Below are 18,076 nucleotides of genomic sequence, written 5' to 3'. Positions count from 1 at the left end.
GTGAGGCTTAAACCATCTGCCCATTCACCTTATCGGTGGTTGGAGGGGGGTAAGCCTACAATGGAGCAAATAATAACAATGCATAGGTTAAGAGAGGGTTAACCTACGCAGGATAAGCGCTATAAATACTCAATAACACTGTCAAGACCATCGCAAAAATGTAAGCAAATATATGATTAGATGACTTACGGTCAATACAAAAGAACCAGCACCGAACTATACACAGTGCCCTTGATATCATGTTGCTTGGTTATTAAGCGTTAGGTATCCCTTATTTTTCTCAGTGATAACCCTAGAAAAGACTTAAGAATAAACACCCATTAGATTAATAACCTAACTCTAAATGACGCTCTTAAAACAAGATTAACTAAGATTCGAGAAAAATTGTTGGCTCTCTTCGATAATCCGTTTGGTTTGTACAGGATCCGGTTCTGTCGACCAATCTCCCGGTTTGAATGTTCCACCCAAAATCATGTAATCATTACGAGAGAACATATATAGCGAATCACTTCCACCGCCTACCGTCAGGTAATCAACCGCGGGATCTGGTGGTAACAAAATCAACTGCCCTTTGGCCGGCATAATGCCTTCATCACCAAATAGTGCTCTTGATCCTAATCCAGTGCAGTTAAAAATAACTGGCTGGGTAAGTTTTAGAAGCTCGTCTTGATCGTTGAAATTACGAATAACAAACTCACCACCTGCTAATTGCACATCTTGGATTAAGCGACGCAAGAATGTGGACGTTTCAATCAACATGGTCGCTGATACCGTGCAATACGTTGTGGGAAAAGGGTGTTCGTTCGCCCCATACATTTGACTAAATGGGTAATACTGACGAAATGGATTATCAGCTTTAGGTAGCTCGTTACTCGCGGTGTATAGCTCTATCCACTGAATACCGTAATCAGCCCCGACCATACGAGCAAATGTTTCATGGGCAATTTTCGCCGCTAACTGCAATTGCAGTTTAAACGTGTCGCTTGATACGAGTGGGTCGTGCACACTATACGGCCCCCATTCACCACCAGCCACTTGTGATGTGGTGTGCCGCGCCATCTCTTTGGTATAAATAGTCACTTTCCAGCCAGCTTCTTGCAACAACCGAGCTGTGGTTAACCCCATCACTCCACTACCAATAATCGCAGCCTCTTTATGTTCAGCAGATTTCACTTCACTCACAGCTAACGCCGATGAGCCCCAAGATAGAGAAATTCCCCCACCGCCATGTCCATAATTGTGCACCAAGGTCTTGTCGCCAAATGCTTCACTACGCACCACAAATCCTTCAGGGCGATAGGGGCGATGCCCTACGACTTGGGTAATAATATTATTCATAGAGATTTTTGGTGCCAATAATGGCTTGCGTGAAAAAGGACGCTTAAAAGCCGTATTAGCAGGGGCTGAAGCTGTATTAGCGCAACCACCTAATGATGCAGCCAACGCGCCGACACCAAGTCCTTGTATAAAGTTTCTGCGCTTAAATTTACCCTCGAACATGCTGATATCCTTAGTTTTATTTTATTATTGATGGCACTATCTAGGCTTAGTCGATGTTCGTATATCAACCTAATTGGATGAAAGCAAGGTACTTGCCAGAATGTGAGCAATACTTAGTGCAGCGACTTTTATAGGGGAAATGATTCCCAAAGCGCTATTATTGTTATGCGCAATGGCACTGATATTGACATAATTATCTAGCCGCCTTCGATAGCCTAATGCATCCATATTCGGAGACAGAGTATTTCAATCAATTTGAATATGAACCCAACCAAAGGTGATACTACATGTCGTTAATTTCTAGCGCTGCAAATACACGGCCTGCCATTAAAACCGCGGTTATCGGTTATGGGTTTTCAGCAAAAACCTTTCATATTCCTTTTATCAGTAATATGGCTGAATTTGCCTTTGTGGCAATCAGCAGTCGTCAACAAGAAAGAGTCAACAAAGATTGGCCAAACGTAGAATACTTCGCTTCACCTGAGGCCTTAATAGCGCAAAGTGATGCAGAACTAGTAATCATTACCGCCCCTAACAATGTGCACTTTTCGTTAGCAAAACTGGCATTAGAAAATAACAAACACGTCATTCTAGAGAAACCGTTTGTCACCAACAGTCGCGACGGTGAACGCCTTATCGCACTTGCCAATAAAAATCAGAGATTACTAAGCGTTTTCCAAAACCGTCGTTATGACGGGGATTTTTTAACGGTGCAGAAGTTAATACGTGAGAAGCAATTAGGAGAAATAAAAGTATTCGAAGCACATTTTGACCGTTTTCGCCCAGAGGTACGTCAACGCTGGCGGGAGCAAGCCAGCGACGGAGGCGGAATACTATTTGATCTTGGGCCTCACTTGATCGATCAAGCGTTGCAGCTATTTGGTATGCCTCACGCGTTAACGGCGCAATGCCGCATTATACGTGACGGCGGTACGACGGTAGATTACTTCAATTTGGTCTTGCACTATCCAGATAAAATAGCCGTATTGCATGCAGATATGTTAAGCGCCACACCCAATAGACGTTTTACTATTCAAGGCAGTAAAGGGACTTTTCAAAAATACGGATTGGATCCGCAAGAATCACGATTAATAGCAGGGCTAGCCCCTATTAATGCCAATTGGGCAGATGAAGACGCCAGTCAATATGGTCATATATACCACGCAGGCGATGCGCAAGTGGTTGTGACTGAACGAGGTGGTTATCAACATTATTTTCAGGCCGTCGTTGAAGCAATTCATAATAACGTGCCTCATCCCGTCTCTGCTGAGCAGGCCCTTGATAGCATTAAAATCATCGAATTAGCGATGCAAAGCAGCAAGCTAGGGCAGACTCTGCAAATAAAAAATTAATATTGAGACGATTTTTGCCACACACGAACGTATTCGATTTCAAAATCGACCACGCCGTCGTCTTTTTCTCCTTCTGGACTATTTAACTCTAAATCTGCTTTGCTATCTGGTATGCCGTGCCATGGAAATGTTTCTTGGTCTAACCATAGGCTCAAAGGCTTATCTGCTACATAGCCTTGGTAGTCAGCCGGCACATCACGGTTTGCTTTTGCCCATTGGGTGACTTGGTCCGGCGTCACGGTTGAAAGCAACTTGCCGTCTACATAATATTTTACCCCGGTATGGTCCCATTCAATGCCATACACGTGGAAATCGTCAGCAACGCGAAAGCCTAGATCCTTGTGCTCGGTATAGACTGGTTTGCCCGTTTCTTTGATTGCTGGATTCCAATCACGAATTGACCACCAAAGTTCGGTGTCTAAATCAAGCTTTTGTGGATCTCTATGATCACCAAACTGTTCAAAAAAATCAAACTCAAAGCCCTTACCCATCGACCAGAAGGCACTGGTGATTTCAGCATCTGCTGCTTTACTTTTGATTTCTATATACCCGTATTTAAATTCCTTGCGAGAGATAAAACAGGCGGTAGTGATATTCGCATGGGGCATCGCTTCACCAAACACAGGTACACGAATTTCATCCGTAAAGGGGAAGTCTGGCTCCCAGCGTGTTTCAAGCATTAATTTACCGTCTTCTAAGCGATAATTGCGCCCAGAGAACTGAGACGGAGCACGCCCTTTCCAAACTTTTTTATGCGGTTTATCAGGATGTTTATAAACTGGCTGGCCATCTGCGAATTTACCTACAATATACCATCGGTCTTCATCGATAATGTCACCATCGAACTCATCGCTGACCACAGTATTAAGTATCCAATCGCCTGCGTTATCAGGATCAGAAAAAGGCAAAACAGACATGTCAGTATTGGCAGCCGATTCTTTTTCAAACGTTTGGCTGCAGCTTGCAACCAACATTAGCCCAAAAGCCAAAATCCCCATACGAAGCGCATTATAAGGAGAGTGTTGTAACGTATTTGAAGAATTCATAATCAATTTAAAACATATGATGTTTATATATAATCAATGTTTTAACACACACCGTGAAGAATTACAAAATCACTTACTCTTTGAAATCGTAGTTCGCTACTGCACCGTATCCGGGGATTTTAACTAACCGGTAACCCTATATTGAAAAGACGATTAGCTCGTCATCTCTCCTCAGGTTTCAATGTCAGGGTTAGCGTCAGAATAAGTGAGCGGAAATATACTATCGATTTGTTCAATATCCACTGACTTGCCGTGTCGATTAACCGCTCGATATTTAGCTAAGTCGGCAGGCTTGAGATAACCTGAAAGTTGTTCCAAATCATTTAAACGCACACCTTGACTGACGAGATAAGTTAAATAGGTGTGTCGTAAAACTTCGGTAGATAACTGTTCTGGATAGGGCAACTCCGCGTCATGCCCTGCATTGATAATTAATTGACAAAAGTCCTCTATCGACAAAGGATTTGTCCATAATGAATCGTCTACCTGCAGACCCTCACAAAGCTGCTCGATAATTATCGCTAATTGCTTAGTCAATTTTACTTGCCGAGCATATGTACCTGGTATTTGTAGCTGAGTATAAACGTGGACAAAATCGCCTTTTGTGATTTTACCCAGTTCAGTGGCATCCACTCCGCTTAGTAATAAGCTGATAACCACCTTCGCTTGCTTATTTGCCACATTGTACAAGCTTTGACACTCGGCGGTGGTCAGTAGACGGATAGTTGTCTGGGGTGCATGCTGCTCGCCTAGCTGTAAAGGCTGAGCTCTCGCCCCTAATTTGGCCTGCTCAGCCCCCTGTAATTCCGCATAATGATTCCCATGTTGTTGGCCAGGCATAACCACAAAGTTAGTGCCTCCAACCGGTAACGACTTTTGGCGCACAATAAAACTGAATAGAAGTAATGCCATCACTGCCAATAAAATAGCCGCAACAATACTAATAAGTGTGTCTTGCCAGTAGTTGGGACCAATTGGAAACTCTGGGGTAAAAGGTTGTTCGAGTATGCTTATTTTAGCGTCAAAGGGCTTCGACACTTCTTGGGCCACAAGCTGATTTTTCAGGGTCTGGGCCTGTGATTGCAATTCTTTTAAGCTCTCATCTAAACGACGGTACTGCTCTAACTTTTGATTAAAATCCTGAGCCTGATCCTGGAAATCAGCTAATTGCTCTCGCAAGGCGTTAACTTTACTCACGGATACGGCGAGGTTGCGTCGTGAATCTTGTAAATACAATAACTGACTGTCAGCAATTTGTTGCTCTAAGTCTTTACTTAAACTGCTAAATTTCTGTTGTTTAGCAACCACCTCAGGATCTCGCTGTAAATATTCCTGAGTATATTTTTCTGATAGTGCTGATAACTCTGCTGCTAATTCTTGCACCGCCGCTCGGTTCACCTCAATACTTGCTTTATCGACCGGACGTTCGATCAGCTGTCCATTGGCAAGGGACTCATTAATACTGTCCAGCTCAGCTAATGCCTGAGTTTTCTGTTCTTCAGCTTCATCTAAGGAAATACCCAACCCTTTTATTTTGTTTGGAATTCGATTGTCATTACGCTCTGAAGATACAATATTGTTGGCTTGCGAAAACTCATTTATAACCTGTTTTTGCTGAGCAATTTTTTGCTCCAGCACGGTCAATTGCTGCTGATATTGCAATATTTCATCAGAGCCATTACTAACGCGCTCTCGCTCTAGTAATGATGTATACAAAGACAACCACTGTTGCAGCACAGATTTAAGTAATTCAGGGGTGGACCCGACAGTTTGTAAGGTTATTATTTTTCCTGTTTCACTTGCTGTTGCACTAAGCATTTCCTTCAATTGTTGAACATTGAGGTCAATCAAGTGTTCTTCACGCAACTTGATGGATAACGCCTGCAATAGGCTATTGCTAGTTAAACGTTGTTGATTAAGGCTAAGTTGTTGCTGGGCGATATAATCAAGCTCTTGCGCGTTTTGCGTAGTATAGGCGAAATGCATAATCGCCTGACTACGAAACTCTGGCGCTCTGCTCCAAATAAAAATATTCGCTATCGTCAGCACAAAAAGGAACACACCGACCAGAACCTGCCACCGTCTTGTTTGCACTTTTTTTTGTTCTTGCACCGCAAGAGGATCATATCCACCGCCAGACATATTGGGAATATAATCAACTTTGTTAGAAAAGGGCATTGTACGGTTCCATTTGACGTTAATATGATGAGATAACGTGTGAATCTTAAGATAAAACGAAGCAATTTACTGCCTATCATTTTTAGTTTATCTAGGCTTTTTGGTATTCTATTCACATGTGATGCGCGATTAAACCGCAATTCAAAGTATGACCATTCAAATCAAAGACCGTTCTATTGTTTTTCGGCTTACGGCAAAGCCTATCGTTGTCATTGTTTATGTTGATTAAAAAGTATTTTTTCTCAGTATCACCAACCTTTTTAGAGACCAACATGCTTAAGTCATTTGAGCTAGCACATCGCTGTCGTTATAACCCATGCTAATATACTGGTCCCTAGCATTAATCAGTCAGTAGCCAAGCGCCATGATCCACGCCCATAAAATTTGCAAAAGCTACCAAGATGGCGATCGACGTCAAGTGGTATTGCGTGAGCTAGATTTAAGTTTGCCTCCCGGTGGACAAATGAGTATTCAAGGGGAGTCAGGTTCGGGCAAATCGACCTTGTTACATATGCTTGCTGGTTTAGACAAACCTGATAGCGGTCAGCTAACAGTTAACCAACTAGATTTAACCACAATTGGCGAGCGTCAAGCCGACGATTACCGACGCTGCACGGTGGGGCTGATATTCCAACGCTTTAATCTGATTGATTGTCTGTCGGTCTATGACAATCTATGTTTACCGGCGCGGCTAAACAATAATCTCGATCCTGGCTATATTGCGCAGTTGCTTGATGCGCTAGATATCGCCCAGCACAGTAAAAAACTACCGAATCAATTATCCGGCGGCGAACAACAGCGGGTCGCCATTGCTAGAGCCTTATCCCATAAACCTGCGTTATTACTGGCAGATGAACCCACAGGCAACTTAGATGCTAAAAACAGCAACAAAATCGCCAAACTGCTTTATGAGCAAAGTTTTAGATTGCAAACTAGCTTAGTTGTTGTGACCCACAGCAGTGCCGTAGCGGCTTTGGCTGAGCAGCATTACCTGATGAAGGACGGCAAACTGGTGCGAGCTAATTAATATGCGCCTCTTGTTTTGGTATTTGCGCACGGTGGTGCAAAGCTACCCCAGCGCCTGGTTCCGTTTAGCAATGTTGTATATGGCGTTGATGATAGGTTGCATAGGCGTAAGTGCGGTACTGGTTATCAATCAGGGCGCCGAGCAAAGCTATGTTGAGCAAGGACAGGGCTTACTGCCGTTAGTGGAGTATAAGCTAGTAGCGGTGTCGGGTGCGCAGCTGAGTAAACTCGATTACGCGCAAGTGCGCCGTTTAGGTGTCACAGAAGCTGTGGCTGTAACGCAAATATCGACCCTATTGTTTGACGCTCAGCATCACCAGTTGACTGATCATCCTCTTGATATTATTGGCTTTGATAGTCTCGCTTTACTTAATTATCAGACTACCCAGCAACAGGCAACGCCCCTGCAAGGACAATCACAACAAGCTAAACTTGCGCTTAAGCTTACCAACTTGCCTCACAATTCAGCTTTTCTCTCTACTGAGCTTTATACAAAATTAGCCGAACAAGTGCCGGGCCATTTAGCAACAGATGACAGCATTGTTATTACTACCGCACAGAGCCAGCGTTTACCTTTATTACAACATGTAAATCTCGCCAACATGGATAATGAAATCATGATGGATATAAGCCTCTTTGCCCAGCAATTTGGCGATACGCCTATCAGCGATATACTCATCGTAGGGGAGATTAGCCCCCATCGTTTGAACGATATTCGACGTTTATTACCTGCACATCTAACACTACTTAGCGTGCCTAGTATCGAAAAAAACACCGGCATGAGCGATAGTTTTCAATTAAATCTACTGGCTATGGCTTTACTGATGTTTGTGGTATGTCTATTTATTGTTATGAACGCCTGTCAGTTACTGATTATGCAGCGTTTGCCTATGCTCAAAATATTCCGCCAGTTAGGCATTTCACGCTTAAGCATAATAACCGGTCAACTACTCGAATTATGGCTGTTAACCCTGCTTGGAGCTGCCCTAGGTGTTTATTTAGGAGTAGCATTAGCCCTTTATTTAGCACCAAGTATCCAAGTTACGCTAGAAAGTCTATTTCGGGTCAGTGTGGGTTTTGCGCAGGTATCTTACTTAAGTTTATTCGTACAGGTCTTATTGCTCAGTATAGTGGGCGTTACCCTTGCTGCTCTAATGCCAGTCAAACAACTTAATCAGACGTTATATCGCACTGATGCAAATTCTCCAACTAAGTCGTTTTGGTTTACCCTCGGTGCTTGGCTGCTTTTCTTCTTAGCGGTCATCACGTTGTGGTTAAGCCAGTCGATACTGGTTAGTTTAATCGGTATTGCCTTATTGATTTTGGCAGGCTGTTTCGTGCTAATTACCTGCTACCCTTATGTACTCAACACCACAAGTGCACTTGTGCCCAAGAAATGGCCGCTATTACACTGGAGTCTACAACATAGTCTATGGCTTTCTGGGCGCAGTAAAATAGCCTGTTGCGCATTTTTTATTGCCCTGATGAGCAATATCGGTATGAACTTGATGGTCGACAGTTTTCGTCAAGCTACTCATGATTGGCTTAACCAGAGATTGATTGCCGACTATTATCTGTATCAGACAGACAAAATAGATGCTGCCACCAGCATTCAACAATTAGGACTGAATATCCAAGCTGTGCAACGCTTTGAACTTAAGGCTCAATATGCAGGCTTGCCCATTCAGGTGCATTCTCATCCCAGTACCGCGAGTTTTGTAGCGGCGCTGAAAACCCAAAGTCAACTACCTAACGCTGGCGCAATATATGCCACCGGTCAAGGTGCTTATGTAAACCAACAATTTGCCCTGCGTAATGGAATTAATCTAGGGCAATCTTTATCGGTGCCGCTTAATTCTGGGGTAAGCGTCTTTACAGTGGTAGGCATCGTTTATGACTATGGCAATCCCTATGGACAGATATTGCTGCCGCCAGCACTATTTAACGATAAGAGTAAACGCTCAAATGTGTTGGCCTTATATGGTGATTCAGCGCAAATTAATACCTTAAGTAATGACTTAGAGAAGCAAGGATTTAACCGAGCTCAACAATTATATAGCGCTAATCAATTACTCAATTTATCTATGGCAACGTTCGAGCGTACTTTTTTGATCACTGACAGTCTTAACATAGTAACCTTATTGGTTGCCGCCATCTCTTTAGCTTGCGGAATTATCGTACTCATGCAAGACACCAAGCCCCAGCTGACGTTGCTGCGTACTTTAGGCGTGAGCCGCTGGGTGATTCAGGGTTTGTCGCTGCTGCAATATCTATTTTTATGTTTATGGGCACTGGTTTTTGCCATCCCCTTTGGCATATTTCTTAGTTGGCTATTGATCAATTTAATCAATAAACAAGCGTTTTACTGGACCTATCCTTTAAATATTTCCATTGGTCAAATTGCGTCAGTCTCAGCGATGGGGTTGTTGCTGGTGAGTATGATTATCCTGTTACCTTTATTGTGGGCAAACAACAAACCGCTGATTAGGGATATTCGATGGCTAAATTAAATTTTTTAAGTCTAGCGGTTAGGTTTGCGCTATGCGTCTTATTGGTATTATTACTGAATGCATGTAGCGATCAGCCCGTTAACAGCAATCCAAAAAGTGTTTTATTTGCAGACTCAGCCTCCCCAGTTACGGGCAAACCTGCAGATCCACGTTATATCATCACGTTGCCGGCAGATCACCTGGCCCATCCAGATTTCAATGTAGAATGGTGGTACGTAACAGCCAATCTTAGCGATGAAAACGGCGACGAGTACGGGTTTCAATGGACCTTATTTCGCTTTAAAACCAGCGACCAAATTAGCAGTTGGGATAATGGCCAAAGTTATATGGCTCACGTATCTTTGCACAGCGAAAAGCAACACTGGTTTGCAGAGCGTTTCGCCCGAGGGGGAGTAGGCAATGCTGGCCTGACTGAACAACCCCTCACTCTATTTTTGGATGATTGGCAATGGCAAGAAAACACAGGTCAAGGGTCACTATTTCCGTCAACAATCACCGCAAATAATATTGCTAACACCCAGATAAAACAACCAACACAAGATGCCCATCTTAGTTTGCATTTGTCCACTGATGGCCCCTTCGTGCTTCAAGGCCAAAAAGGTTATAGCGTAAAATCGTTGACGCCGCCTTTAGCTTCACACTACTACAGTCAGCCGTTTATTCATGTCAGAGGAGATTTGCACGTTAACGGTCAGGCGCACCAACTCACAGGGCAAGGTTGGTTTGATCATGAGTGGAGCTCTCAGCTAATGGACGCCAACACTGCTGGCTGGGATTGGTTCTCTTTGCATCTGGATAACGGCGCTAAGATTATGGCTTTTCGTATGCGTTTGTCAGGCCAAGCAGATTTCATATCGGGCAGTTATATCGAGCCCGATGGCACATCTACTTCCTTGTCATCGAATGAATTGATACTGGTGCCTCAAGGTCAAACCAAGGTGGCAGGTAGACTATATCCGCTAGTTTGGCGCTTGAAGTTAGCGAATAAAAATATTGATCTTAAACTACAGGCTAGTAAGAGCGACCAACTGAATTCAGGTCGCTTTACCTATTACGAAGGCGCGTTAGATATTAGCGGTACTCACAGCGGCAGAGGTTTTATGGAGCTAACAGGTTACTAACCTGATATTGCTCCAAAGGATCTACCCCCAGCCGATAAATAAAGAATAAGAAGGATTAATGTAAATCTTCTTCCCATAATATTCCGTCTGGCCGCGTCTCATCAAACAACCAACTATAGTGACGTTCCACATCACTACGTTTCACTTTGGTGGTGGCGGTCAATAAATCATTTTCGACCGTCCAGCCGTTGCTGCATACCATAATAAAATCGAGTCTCTGGTGACTCTCTAACTGGCTATTAACCTGCACTAACGTGTCTTGTAAAGATTGTTCTATATCCTTTGCTTTACGCTTGCATGACTGGTTTAACACCACCATGGCCACAGGTTGCTTCTGTCCAGAGCCCAATACACAAGCTTGTTCGACGTTTAAGTTGGCAAACAATAAGCTTTCAATCGGTACCGGCATCACGTATTTACCTTTAGCCGTTTTAAATTGTTCTTTAATACGCCCGGTTATTTTATAAGCACCCGTCGGCGTCATGGTTGCGACGTCACCCGTTCTAAACCAACCATCGACAAAGTTCTCTGCTGTGGCTTGCTCGTCTTCGTAATACTCAGAGAACACCAAATCACCTCGAATGAGAATTTCACTATCGGGGGATAACTTCATTTCAATGTTGGGCATAGGTTTGCCGATTGTGCCCAAATCTTCATGGCTATAGGGCATATTACCACTGGCAAGACCGGTGGTTTCTGTCATTCCCCACCCTTCATTAATAGGGATGCCTAAACGGTGATACCAGGACAAAACAGACTCTGACATGGGCGCGGCCCCTGAACCAAACGTACGCGCTTTGTGTAAGCCCAGTTTCTTACGTATTTTACTGGCCACTAATTTACCGATAATGGGCATCTTGAGCATTTTATCCAGTTTTTCAGCACCCACTTGACTAATGACTTGAGCTTGAAAAACGGACCATAAGCGCGGTACTGATGAGAACCCGGTTGGACTGGCGTACTGAATATCTTCCACAAAAGTTTTCAAATTTTCCGTAAAGTACACTTCGACTTTACAGCGTACAAAAACGGGTACTAAGCTTCGCTCTGTAATATGAGCCAAAGGCAGATAACTGATCGAACGGTCTTCAGGTTTAATTTCGAATAAACTAATAATATTGTCCGCTGCAGAGGCGAAGTTCTTATGTGATAACACTACCCCTTTAGGCAAAGATGTAGTGCCCGAGGTATACGAAATGGTCGCCATATCGGTACTTTCAGGCATGTGCGGATCCTCAATCGGATCGAATGCTTTTAGCCAGTCGTCCCACTTTTCATGACATTCCACAGTAGGGTAAGGAAACGATATGCTTAACAACGATTTAGGGATAGCTTTTGTAGCAGCATCTAGGTTATCAAGCTTGCCAACAAAGATAGCTTTTGCGCCACTGTGCTTAATCACATGCTCAATGATATTAACACCTGCCGTTGCATAAATCGGCACACTAACCATACCAGCCATTGCAATTGCAAAGTCGGCGATGATCCACTCGGCACAATTTTTCGACATAATGACAATGCGATCGCCTTTTTCAAATCCTTGGGCACGTAAACCTTGAGCAATACTCTGGGCTTGATGCGTTACATCAGCCCAAGTAAAAGTGCGCCATTGGCGTTCAATCGGCTGATGAAAAAACGGCTTATCTGGGTGAGCTGCATGGCCCTCAAGTAAACTATGTATAACCGTTGCATTGTTCATTACATTCTCCTAATTAAGTGTCACTTAAAGGCAAAACCTAAAGTGCGAAAATACGTTATAAGCGGTCGGAAAAAACCATTAATTGCCGGTGAATTTTGCGGGACGCTTAGCTAAAAATGCACGGCTGCCTTCTTTCGCATCATTGCTGTGGGCACATATGTTTTGCAATTTCGCTTCATGGTTAATCGTTTGACTTAAATCGCTGTGCATCGCCTGATTAAGCGCTTCTTTGGCATAGCGCAATGACAGTGGCGCTTTCTGGCAGAGTTGTTGCGCTAACAACATGCTCTGCTCAAGCAACTCATCGTCATTAACGACCTTGTTACACAACCCCAAACTAAGGCAATCTTGAGCACCTAATTTAGTCCCTAGCGCAATAAGTTCATATGCACGTTTACGACCGACTGTGTGGGCTAAGTGCCAAGTTGCACCACCATCGGGGATTAAGCCAATGGCGCTAAAAGCTTGATAAATATAAGCTCCTTCACCCATAACAGTTAAATCACAGGCCATAGCAAATGCACTGCCTATACCCGCTGCGGCACCATTAATAGCGCTTATCCAAGGCTTAGGCGCTTGAGTTATGGCCATAAGGGCGGGTTTGTATGACTGTATTAGCCCTTCTTCTACATCGAGATCGTCAGGCATAAGCTCTGTTAGATCCGCTCCTGCACTAAAAGCGCGGCCTTCACCGGTTAAAATAACTACGCGTATATCGTCGTTGCTATTTACCTGCTCTGCTGCATAACGAAAGGCGTTGCGTTGACTTTCATCGAAGGCATTAAGTTTATCGGGTCGATTAAAACGAATAACGGCCACGGCGCCGTTTATGGAAGTGGTAACGGATGATGATTCTGGCACGGTTCTATCTCAGCTAGGCATTGCTGAGATACCAGCAAAACGCCAATCAAATAAAATTAAGGAATAGACAATGCCATTGAGTAGCCGAAGTTGTAAAATTGAATCTAACTATGAGTGACCATATTCAGATGTTATAGAAGTGTTAATGCGCTATTTAACGCGGCTTAAAGAGTGAAATGCAGCCGCTTACATCGTAAAATGCGGCTAAATTTGCACATCATGTTACAAAGAGGCAGCAGCTCGAGATGCCTGATCGTACAAACCAGACATAGAACGAAGTGTAGCGGCCAACTTCACGAGCTCGTCGGCATCAACATCTAACAGTTTTAATCCGTCAAGTAAGCATTGCTCGCGCACCCGCCCATATTCTTCGCATGCTGCGCGGCCTTTTTCTGATGTGGCATAAAAAATTTCTTTTCCACGCTTACTACCGACAACTAATTCTAGCTTAAGCAACTTTTTAATGGCGTAATTAACCGTGTGGGTGTCAATAATATTAAGCATAAAGGCGATATCGTTTAAGCGTTTTTCTCGTGCTCGATGATTGATATTGTGCAAAATAAGAATATCTAATACGGCAAGCTCGCCAATGCCCGATGCGCTTGCACAGCGCACCATCCATTGTGAAAACGCGTTGTAAACGACAGTCATGCCGTACTCAACTTCTGATAATGGCCAATTTTCAGAAGACGCTAAATGCTCTGAAGAGACAATTTTTTGTTTGTGCCCATGTGCGGGCTTTTCATTTGCTTTAGGCTGCGCTGTTTCGTCGGCATGTTTTTCTTTTTCACTCACGGTATGACTCTCTTTTACTTACTTACTTACTTCATTTATCGGCTTGCTACTAATAATGGCTATATATTATTCGCCTTCGTCAACTGCGCCAAAGCCACCACCAGTGGGTGTTTGAATCACCACAACATCAGCGCATTTTACCGCGGTCTCACCATTGCCACCAAGATCGAACCACTTTTGTCCTTGGCGTTCAATCCAGTTATGCCCAAGCTCTCCTGCTTGACCACCTTTTACCCCAGCGAGGGGAACTTCACGATGACCGGATAAAATAGCGCACTGCATATCAGCCAAAAAACGAATACGTCTTTCGATGCCATCCCCCGCATGCCATTGCCCCTTGCCACCGGAACCTCGGCGAATGATAAATTTCTCTAATAACACGGGATAGCGCGATTCCAGTATTTCAGGATCTGTTAAGCGTGAATTCGTCATATGGGTGTGTACTGCCGCAGCGCCATTAAAACCCGGGCCAGCGGGCGCTCCAGAACATATAGTTTCGTAATATTGATATTCATCATTACCAAATGTTAGGTTATTCATAGTGCCTTGACTCATACCCAAGGTACCCAGCGCACCAAACAAGGCATTGGTGGCTGCCTGACTGACTTCCACGTTACCAGCCACCACAGCAGCAGGATAAACAGGATTAAGCATAGAGCCTTGTGGCACGATGATCGTCAGCGGGCGCATACAGCCTGCATTAAGTGGAATATCACTATCAACCAAGCAACGAAACACATATAACACCACAGCTTGGGTGATTGCCTCAGGCGCATTGAAATTGTTAGGTTGCTGCGCACTGGTGCCAGTAAAATCAATACAGGCACTGCGATTGACTCGGTCAACATCAACCTTAACGCAAATTTGTAGGCCGCCGTCCATTTTATAGGTGTATTGGCCACCTTGCAGCGAATCTATGGTGCGACGCACACTCTGTTCAGCATTATCCATAATATGTTGAATGTAGTTATTCACCACAGGTAAGGAGTGCTCGTCCACCAATTTGAGCAGCTCTTGGTAGCCTCGGCGGTTTGCGCCAATTTGTGCATGCAAGTCAGCTACATTTTGGCTGAAATTACGCACAGGATATTTTGCACCGAGCAATAAGGTTTCTAATTCAGCATGTAAAAATTGCCCTTTTGAAACCAGTTTCATACAGGGAATAATCACCCCTTCTTCAATAATGGTTTTCGCATTTGGCGACATGGAACCCGGCGCGATCCCACCTATATCAGCATGATGAGCTCGGCTGGCCACATAGAAAATGACCTGCTCATTTTGCTTATCGAATATCGGCGTGATCACGGTCACATCAGGAAGATGCGAACCGCCATTAAAGGGATCGTTATGAATAAATACATCACCTACTTCTATACTCAAACCACTCTTGATTAATACTTTAACAGTTGCATCCATTGAGCCTAAATGGACCGGAATATGCGGCGCATTGGCGATTAAACGGCCACTTAAATCAAACACGGCACAAGAAAAATCTAACCGCTCTTTAATGTTTACCGACGATGACGTATTGCGCAGCACTATGCCCATTTGCTCGGCGATGGACATAAACTGATTATTAAAAATCTCCACCATCACTGGATCGCTCTGCACTTGGCTTCCAGTCCTTTGTTGGCTTTTATCATGGCTTGCTTGCACGGTGTCTTGCGTTTTTGACGAATCGCTAGCTTGCTCTTTTTTCAATACTAAATGCTTGTGGACCGTCATCGCTGCAGACCAATGCGGCTCAACAATGACAGTGCCGTTGTCTTCTATAATAATCGCCGGCCCCTGAACACTATGACCTGGAAGTAACTCGTTCAACGAGTAAATGGGGGTATGATGCCACTGACCAGCAGAAAAAATTTGGGTGCTTTCTTTCGCATCAGGTTTAGCACTATCAGTAAGGGGATAAACAGGCTCATCTATATGCTGGCCGCCCCCCGCAGATTCCATGGATATAGACTCAATAACGATGTCTTTCTGTGAAGAGATAAAGCCATACTGTGCCAAATGTACCGCTTCGAACTCAGCCTTCATTTGTGCAATTGGCCCCTGCTCTATAGGCAAAGTGGTATCGGTGCCCTGATAACGCAGAAACACCTTGGCACTATGACTCTGGGCATCACTGGTTATGCCTTGTTCTAACAACTCATTAGCAGTATGAGTTTGCAGGCGAGCAAATGCGTGCTGCAATTCAACCATACTGCTGGCAGCCATAACATGTTGGAATGTCTCGGTGCGCTGGCTGCGAATATCCGCCAGTCCCATACCGTAGGCCGATAAGATACTAGCAAAAGGGTGAATAAAAATAGTTTGCATACCTAAACGGTCAGCCACTAAACAAGCATGCTGCCCCCCCGCACCACCAAAACAAGTCAAAGCGTATTGTTGTACGTCGTAACCACGCTCGATAGAGATTTTTTTAATAGCTTGCGCCATATGCTCGATGGCAATGGTTAAAAAGCCTTCAGCCACTTGCTCGCCACTGACATCCATTCCCTGTTTTTGCGCTATGGTATTAAAGGCAGTTTTAACCACTTTATCGTCAATGGATTGGTTGTGCTCAGGGCCAAATAATTTAGGGAAAAAACGTGGATCGACTTTCCCCAAACAGACATTCGCATCGGTGACAGTAAGTGGCCCACCATTGCGATAAGACATGGGCCCTGGGAATGCGCCAGCCGATTCAGGCCCAACCCGAAATCGCTGCTGGTCAAAGTGCAACACTGAACCACCGCCCGCGGCTACAGTATGCACACTCATCATAGGAACGCTCATGCGCACTCCTGCGACTTGAGTTTCAAATGCCCGCTCATAGTCACCGGCATAATGAGAAACGTCGGTAGATGTTCCTCCCATATCAAATCCAATAATTTTATTAAAACCGGCTAGCTCACTGGTGCGCACAGCACCAATAATGCCACCTGCGGGGCCTGACAAAATCGCATCGCGCCCTTGGAATTTGCTGGCCGCGGTTAAGCCGCCGGATGAACGCATAAACTGTAAACGTCTGTTGCTATTTTGCTGCTCTTCTTTGGACTGCTCATCAGTGTTTGCACCGATAGCGGCGCCAACCTGCTGCACGTAGCGACGCAAAATGGGCGACAAATAAGCATCAACTACAGTGGTATCACCTCTGGGTACGATGCGCACCATAGGGCTAACATCATGGCTCGTGCTGATTTGACTAAAGCCGATTTCTTTTGCTATTTGCGCGATACGCAATTCATGCTCTGGATATTTGTAGGCATGCATTAGTACTATCGCTACCGAGCGATAGCCAGCATCATATTGCTGCTGAAGATTGACGCCCACAGTTTGCTCATTTAAGGGCACAAGTACGTTACCGTCATTATCAACACGTTCACTGATTTCAATAACGTCTTGATATAAGACTTCTGGCTTTTCAATATTCAGAGCAAACGTTTTGGGGCGCACCTGATAACCGATTTCTAGCACATCACGCAGACCATGGGTGATAGCCAGCACAGTGGGCTCACCTTTTCGTTCAAGCAACGCATTGGTCGCAACCGTCGTGCCCATTTTGACACTGCCAATTAAATGCGTTGGGATAGGCGCATTGGCCTCAATGTTCAGAAAATCTCGAATGCCTTGTATGGCTGCGTCTTCATAAGCGGTTGGGTTTTCCGAGAGCAATTTTCTGGTTAGCAAACGATTTTGTGGATCTTTGGCTACGATATCCGTAAACGTCCCCCCGCGGTCGACCCAGAAATCCCAACACGAATTGTCAGCATTGCTGCTCGCCTGACTCGACTTTGAATTAGGCTTATTCGGTTTATCTGCTGCGCTGCTCATATGGTTTCATTCCAGATTAAATGCTTTGTCTACACTCAATCTAACTACACAATGACAATTTATCAACATTTTATAAATATAATGTTGATATGCATTTTTTAAGTTGCTAACTTAGCTCATGATCCACGTGAGATAATATGCTTAACTGATATTGCCTAACGACATTAGATAC

Annotated in this window: 11 protein-coding genes; 4 read left to right on the top strand and 7 right to left on the bottom strand. The window is 44.3% G+C overall.

Translation table 11 applies throughout. The features are described from left to right. Positions 1-363 precede the first annotated feature (363 nt). On the bottom strand, positions 364-1,500 hold the full coding sequence (locus tag GQS54_RS00970) for an FAD-dependent oxidoreductase (protein WP_166422139.1): 1,137 nt from the start codon (positions 1,498-1,500) through the stop codon (positions 364-366). A 287-nt stretch (positions 1,501-1,787) separates the two neighbouring features. On the opposite strand from GQS54_RS00970, the gene GQS54_RS00965 reads away from it, so the two are divergent. Further along, positions 1,788-2,852 (top strand): oxidoreductase, encoded by a 1,065-nt coding sequence (locus GQS54_RS00965; RefSeq protein WP_166422138.1) that lies wholly within the window; start codon positions 1,788-1,790, stop codon positions 2,850-2,852. On the opposite strand, the gene GQS54_RS00960 is transcribed toward GQS54_RS00965, so the two are convergent. Both GQS54_RS00960 and GQS54_RS00955 read right to left on the bottom strand, forming a co-directional pair. Next, complete coding sequence (locus tag GQS54_RS00960; protein WP_240919788.1) at positions 2,849-3,898, bottom strand: family 16 glycosylhydrolase; 1,050 nt, start codon at positions 3,896-3,898, stop codon at positions 2,849-2,851. The two genes, GQS54_RS00965 and GQS54_RS00960, sit on opposite strands and share 4 nt — an antisense overlap. A 171-nt stretch (positions 3,899-4,069) precedes the next feature. Beyond that, on the bottom strand, positions 4,070-6,076 hold the full coding sequence (locus tag GQS54_RS00955) for a hypothetical protein (protein ID WP_166422137.1): 2,007 nt from the start codon (positions 6,074-6,076) through the stop codon (positions 4,070-4,072). Positions 6,077-6,440: 364 nt separating this feature from the next. Between GQS54_RS00955 and GQS54_RS00950 the strand changes: the two genes are divergently transcribed. Genes GQS54_RS00950 through GQS54_RS00940 form a run of 3 tightly spaced genes read left to right on the top strand, consistent with a single transcriptional unit; the run spans position 6,441 to position 10,733 of the window. Further along, positions 6,441-7,103 (top strand): ABC transporter ATP-binding protein, encoded by a 663-nt coding sequence (locus GQS54_RS00950; protein ID WP_166422136.1) that lies wholly within the window; start codon positions 6,441-6,443, stop codon positions 7,101-7,103. 1 nt (position 7,104) lies between these two features. Then, positions 7,105-9,612 (top strand): ABC transporter permease, encoded by a 2,508-nt coding sequence (locus GQS54_RS00945; RefSeq protein ID WP_166422135.1) that lies wholly within the window; start codon positions 7,105-7,107, stop codon positions 9,610-9,612. Beyond that, the gene (locus GQS54_RS00940; RefSeq protein ID WP_166422134.1) at positions 9,600-10,733 is read left to right on the top strand and encodes a lipocalin-like domain-containing protein; all 1,134 of its coding nucleotides are present in this window, start codon (positions 9,600-9,602) and stop codon (positions 10,731-10,733) included. Before GQS54_RS00945 ends, GQS54_RS00940 begins: the two co-directional genes overlap by 13 nt. 55 nt (positions 10,734-10,788) lie before the next feature. On the opposite strand, the gene GQS54_RS00935 is transcribed toward GQS54_RS00940, so the two are convergent. The 4 genes from GQS54_RS00935 to GQS54_RS00920 form a co-directional block, all read right to left on the bottom strand. Beyond that, positions 10,789-12,432 carry an AMP-binding protein gene (locus GQS54_RS00935; RefSeq protein ID WP_166422133.1) on the bottom strand — a complete coding sequence of 548 codons (1,644 nt, stop codon included), beginning with the start codon at positions 12,430-12,432 and terminating at the stop codon, positions 10,789-10,791. Between the two features lie 78 nt (positions 12,433-12,510). Next, on the bottom strand, positions 12,511-13,293 hold the full coding sequence (locus tag GQS54_RS00930; RefSeq protein ID WP_166422132.1) for an enoyl-CoA hydratase/isomerase family protein: 783 nt from the start codon (positions 13,291-13,293) through the stop codon (positions 12,511-12,513). A gap of 222 nt (positions 13,294-13,515) precedes the next feature. Next, on the bottom strand, positions 13,516-14,007 hold the full coding sequence (locus GQS54_RS00925) for a winged helix DNA-binding protein (RefSeq protein ID WP_166422422.1): 492 nt from the start codon (positions 14,005-14,007) through the stop codon (positions 13,516-13,518). A gap of 147 nt (positions 14,008-14,154) precedes the next feature. Beyond that, positions 14,155-17,904, bottom strand: coding sequence for a hydantoinase B/oxoprolinase family protein (locus GQS54_RS00920; RefSeq protein WP_166422131.1), 3,750 nt, complete (start codon positions 17,902-17,904; stop codon positions 14,155-14,157). Between the last annotated feature and the right edge of the window lie 172 nt (positions 17,905-18,076).

This window comes from Paraglaciecola sp. 20A4 (genome assembly GCF_011378905.1).
Classification (GTDB): Bacteria; Pseudomonadota; Gammaproteobacteria; order Enterobacterales; family Alteromonadaceae; genus Paraglaciecola.
The sequence above is the reverse complement of the archived record's forward strand: the minus strand, read 5'-3'. Positions and strand labels throughout refer to the sequence as shown.

Excerpts from the sequence above, each read along its gene's own strand:
- GQS54_RS00965 (WP_166422138.1), top strand. The coding sequence starts at position 1,788 with ATGTCGTTAATTTCTAGCGCTGCAAATACACGGCCTGCCATTAAAACC.
- GQS54_RS00940 (WP_166422134.1), top strand. The coding sequence starts at position 9,600 with ATGGCTAAATTAAATTTTTTAAGTCTAGCGGTTAGGTTTGCGCTATGC.
- GQS54_RS00920 (WP_166422131.1), bottom strand. The coding sequence starts at position 17,904 with ATGAGCAGCGCAGCAGATAAACCGAATAAGCCTAATTCAAAGTCGAGT.
- GQS54_RS00970 (WP_166422139.1), bottom strand. The coding sequence starts at position 1,500 with ATGTTCGAGGGTAAATTTAAGCGCAGAAACTTTATACAAGGACTTGGT.
- GQS54_RS00935 (WP_166422133.1), bottom strand. The coding sequence starts at position 12,432 with ATGAACAATGCAACGGTTATACATAGTTTACTTGAGGGCCATGCAGCT.
- GQS54_RS00960 (WP_240919788.1), bottom strand. The coding sequence starts at position 3,898 with ATGAATTCTTCAAATACGTTACAACACTCTCCTTATAATGCGCTTCGT.
- GQS54_RS00950 (WP_166422136.1), top strand. The coding sequence starts at position 6,441 with ATGATCCACGCCCATAAAATTTGCAAAAGCTACCAAGATGGCGATCGA.
- GQS54_RS00955 (WP_166422137.1), bottom strand. The coding sequence starts at position 6,076 with ATGCCCTTTTCTAACAAAGTTGATTATATTCCCAATATGTCTGGCGGT.
- GQS54_RS00945 (WP_166422135.1), top strand. The coding sequence starts at position 7,105 with ATGCGCCTCTTGTTTTGGTATTTGCGCACGGTGGTGCAAAGCTACCCC.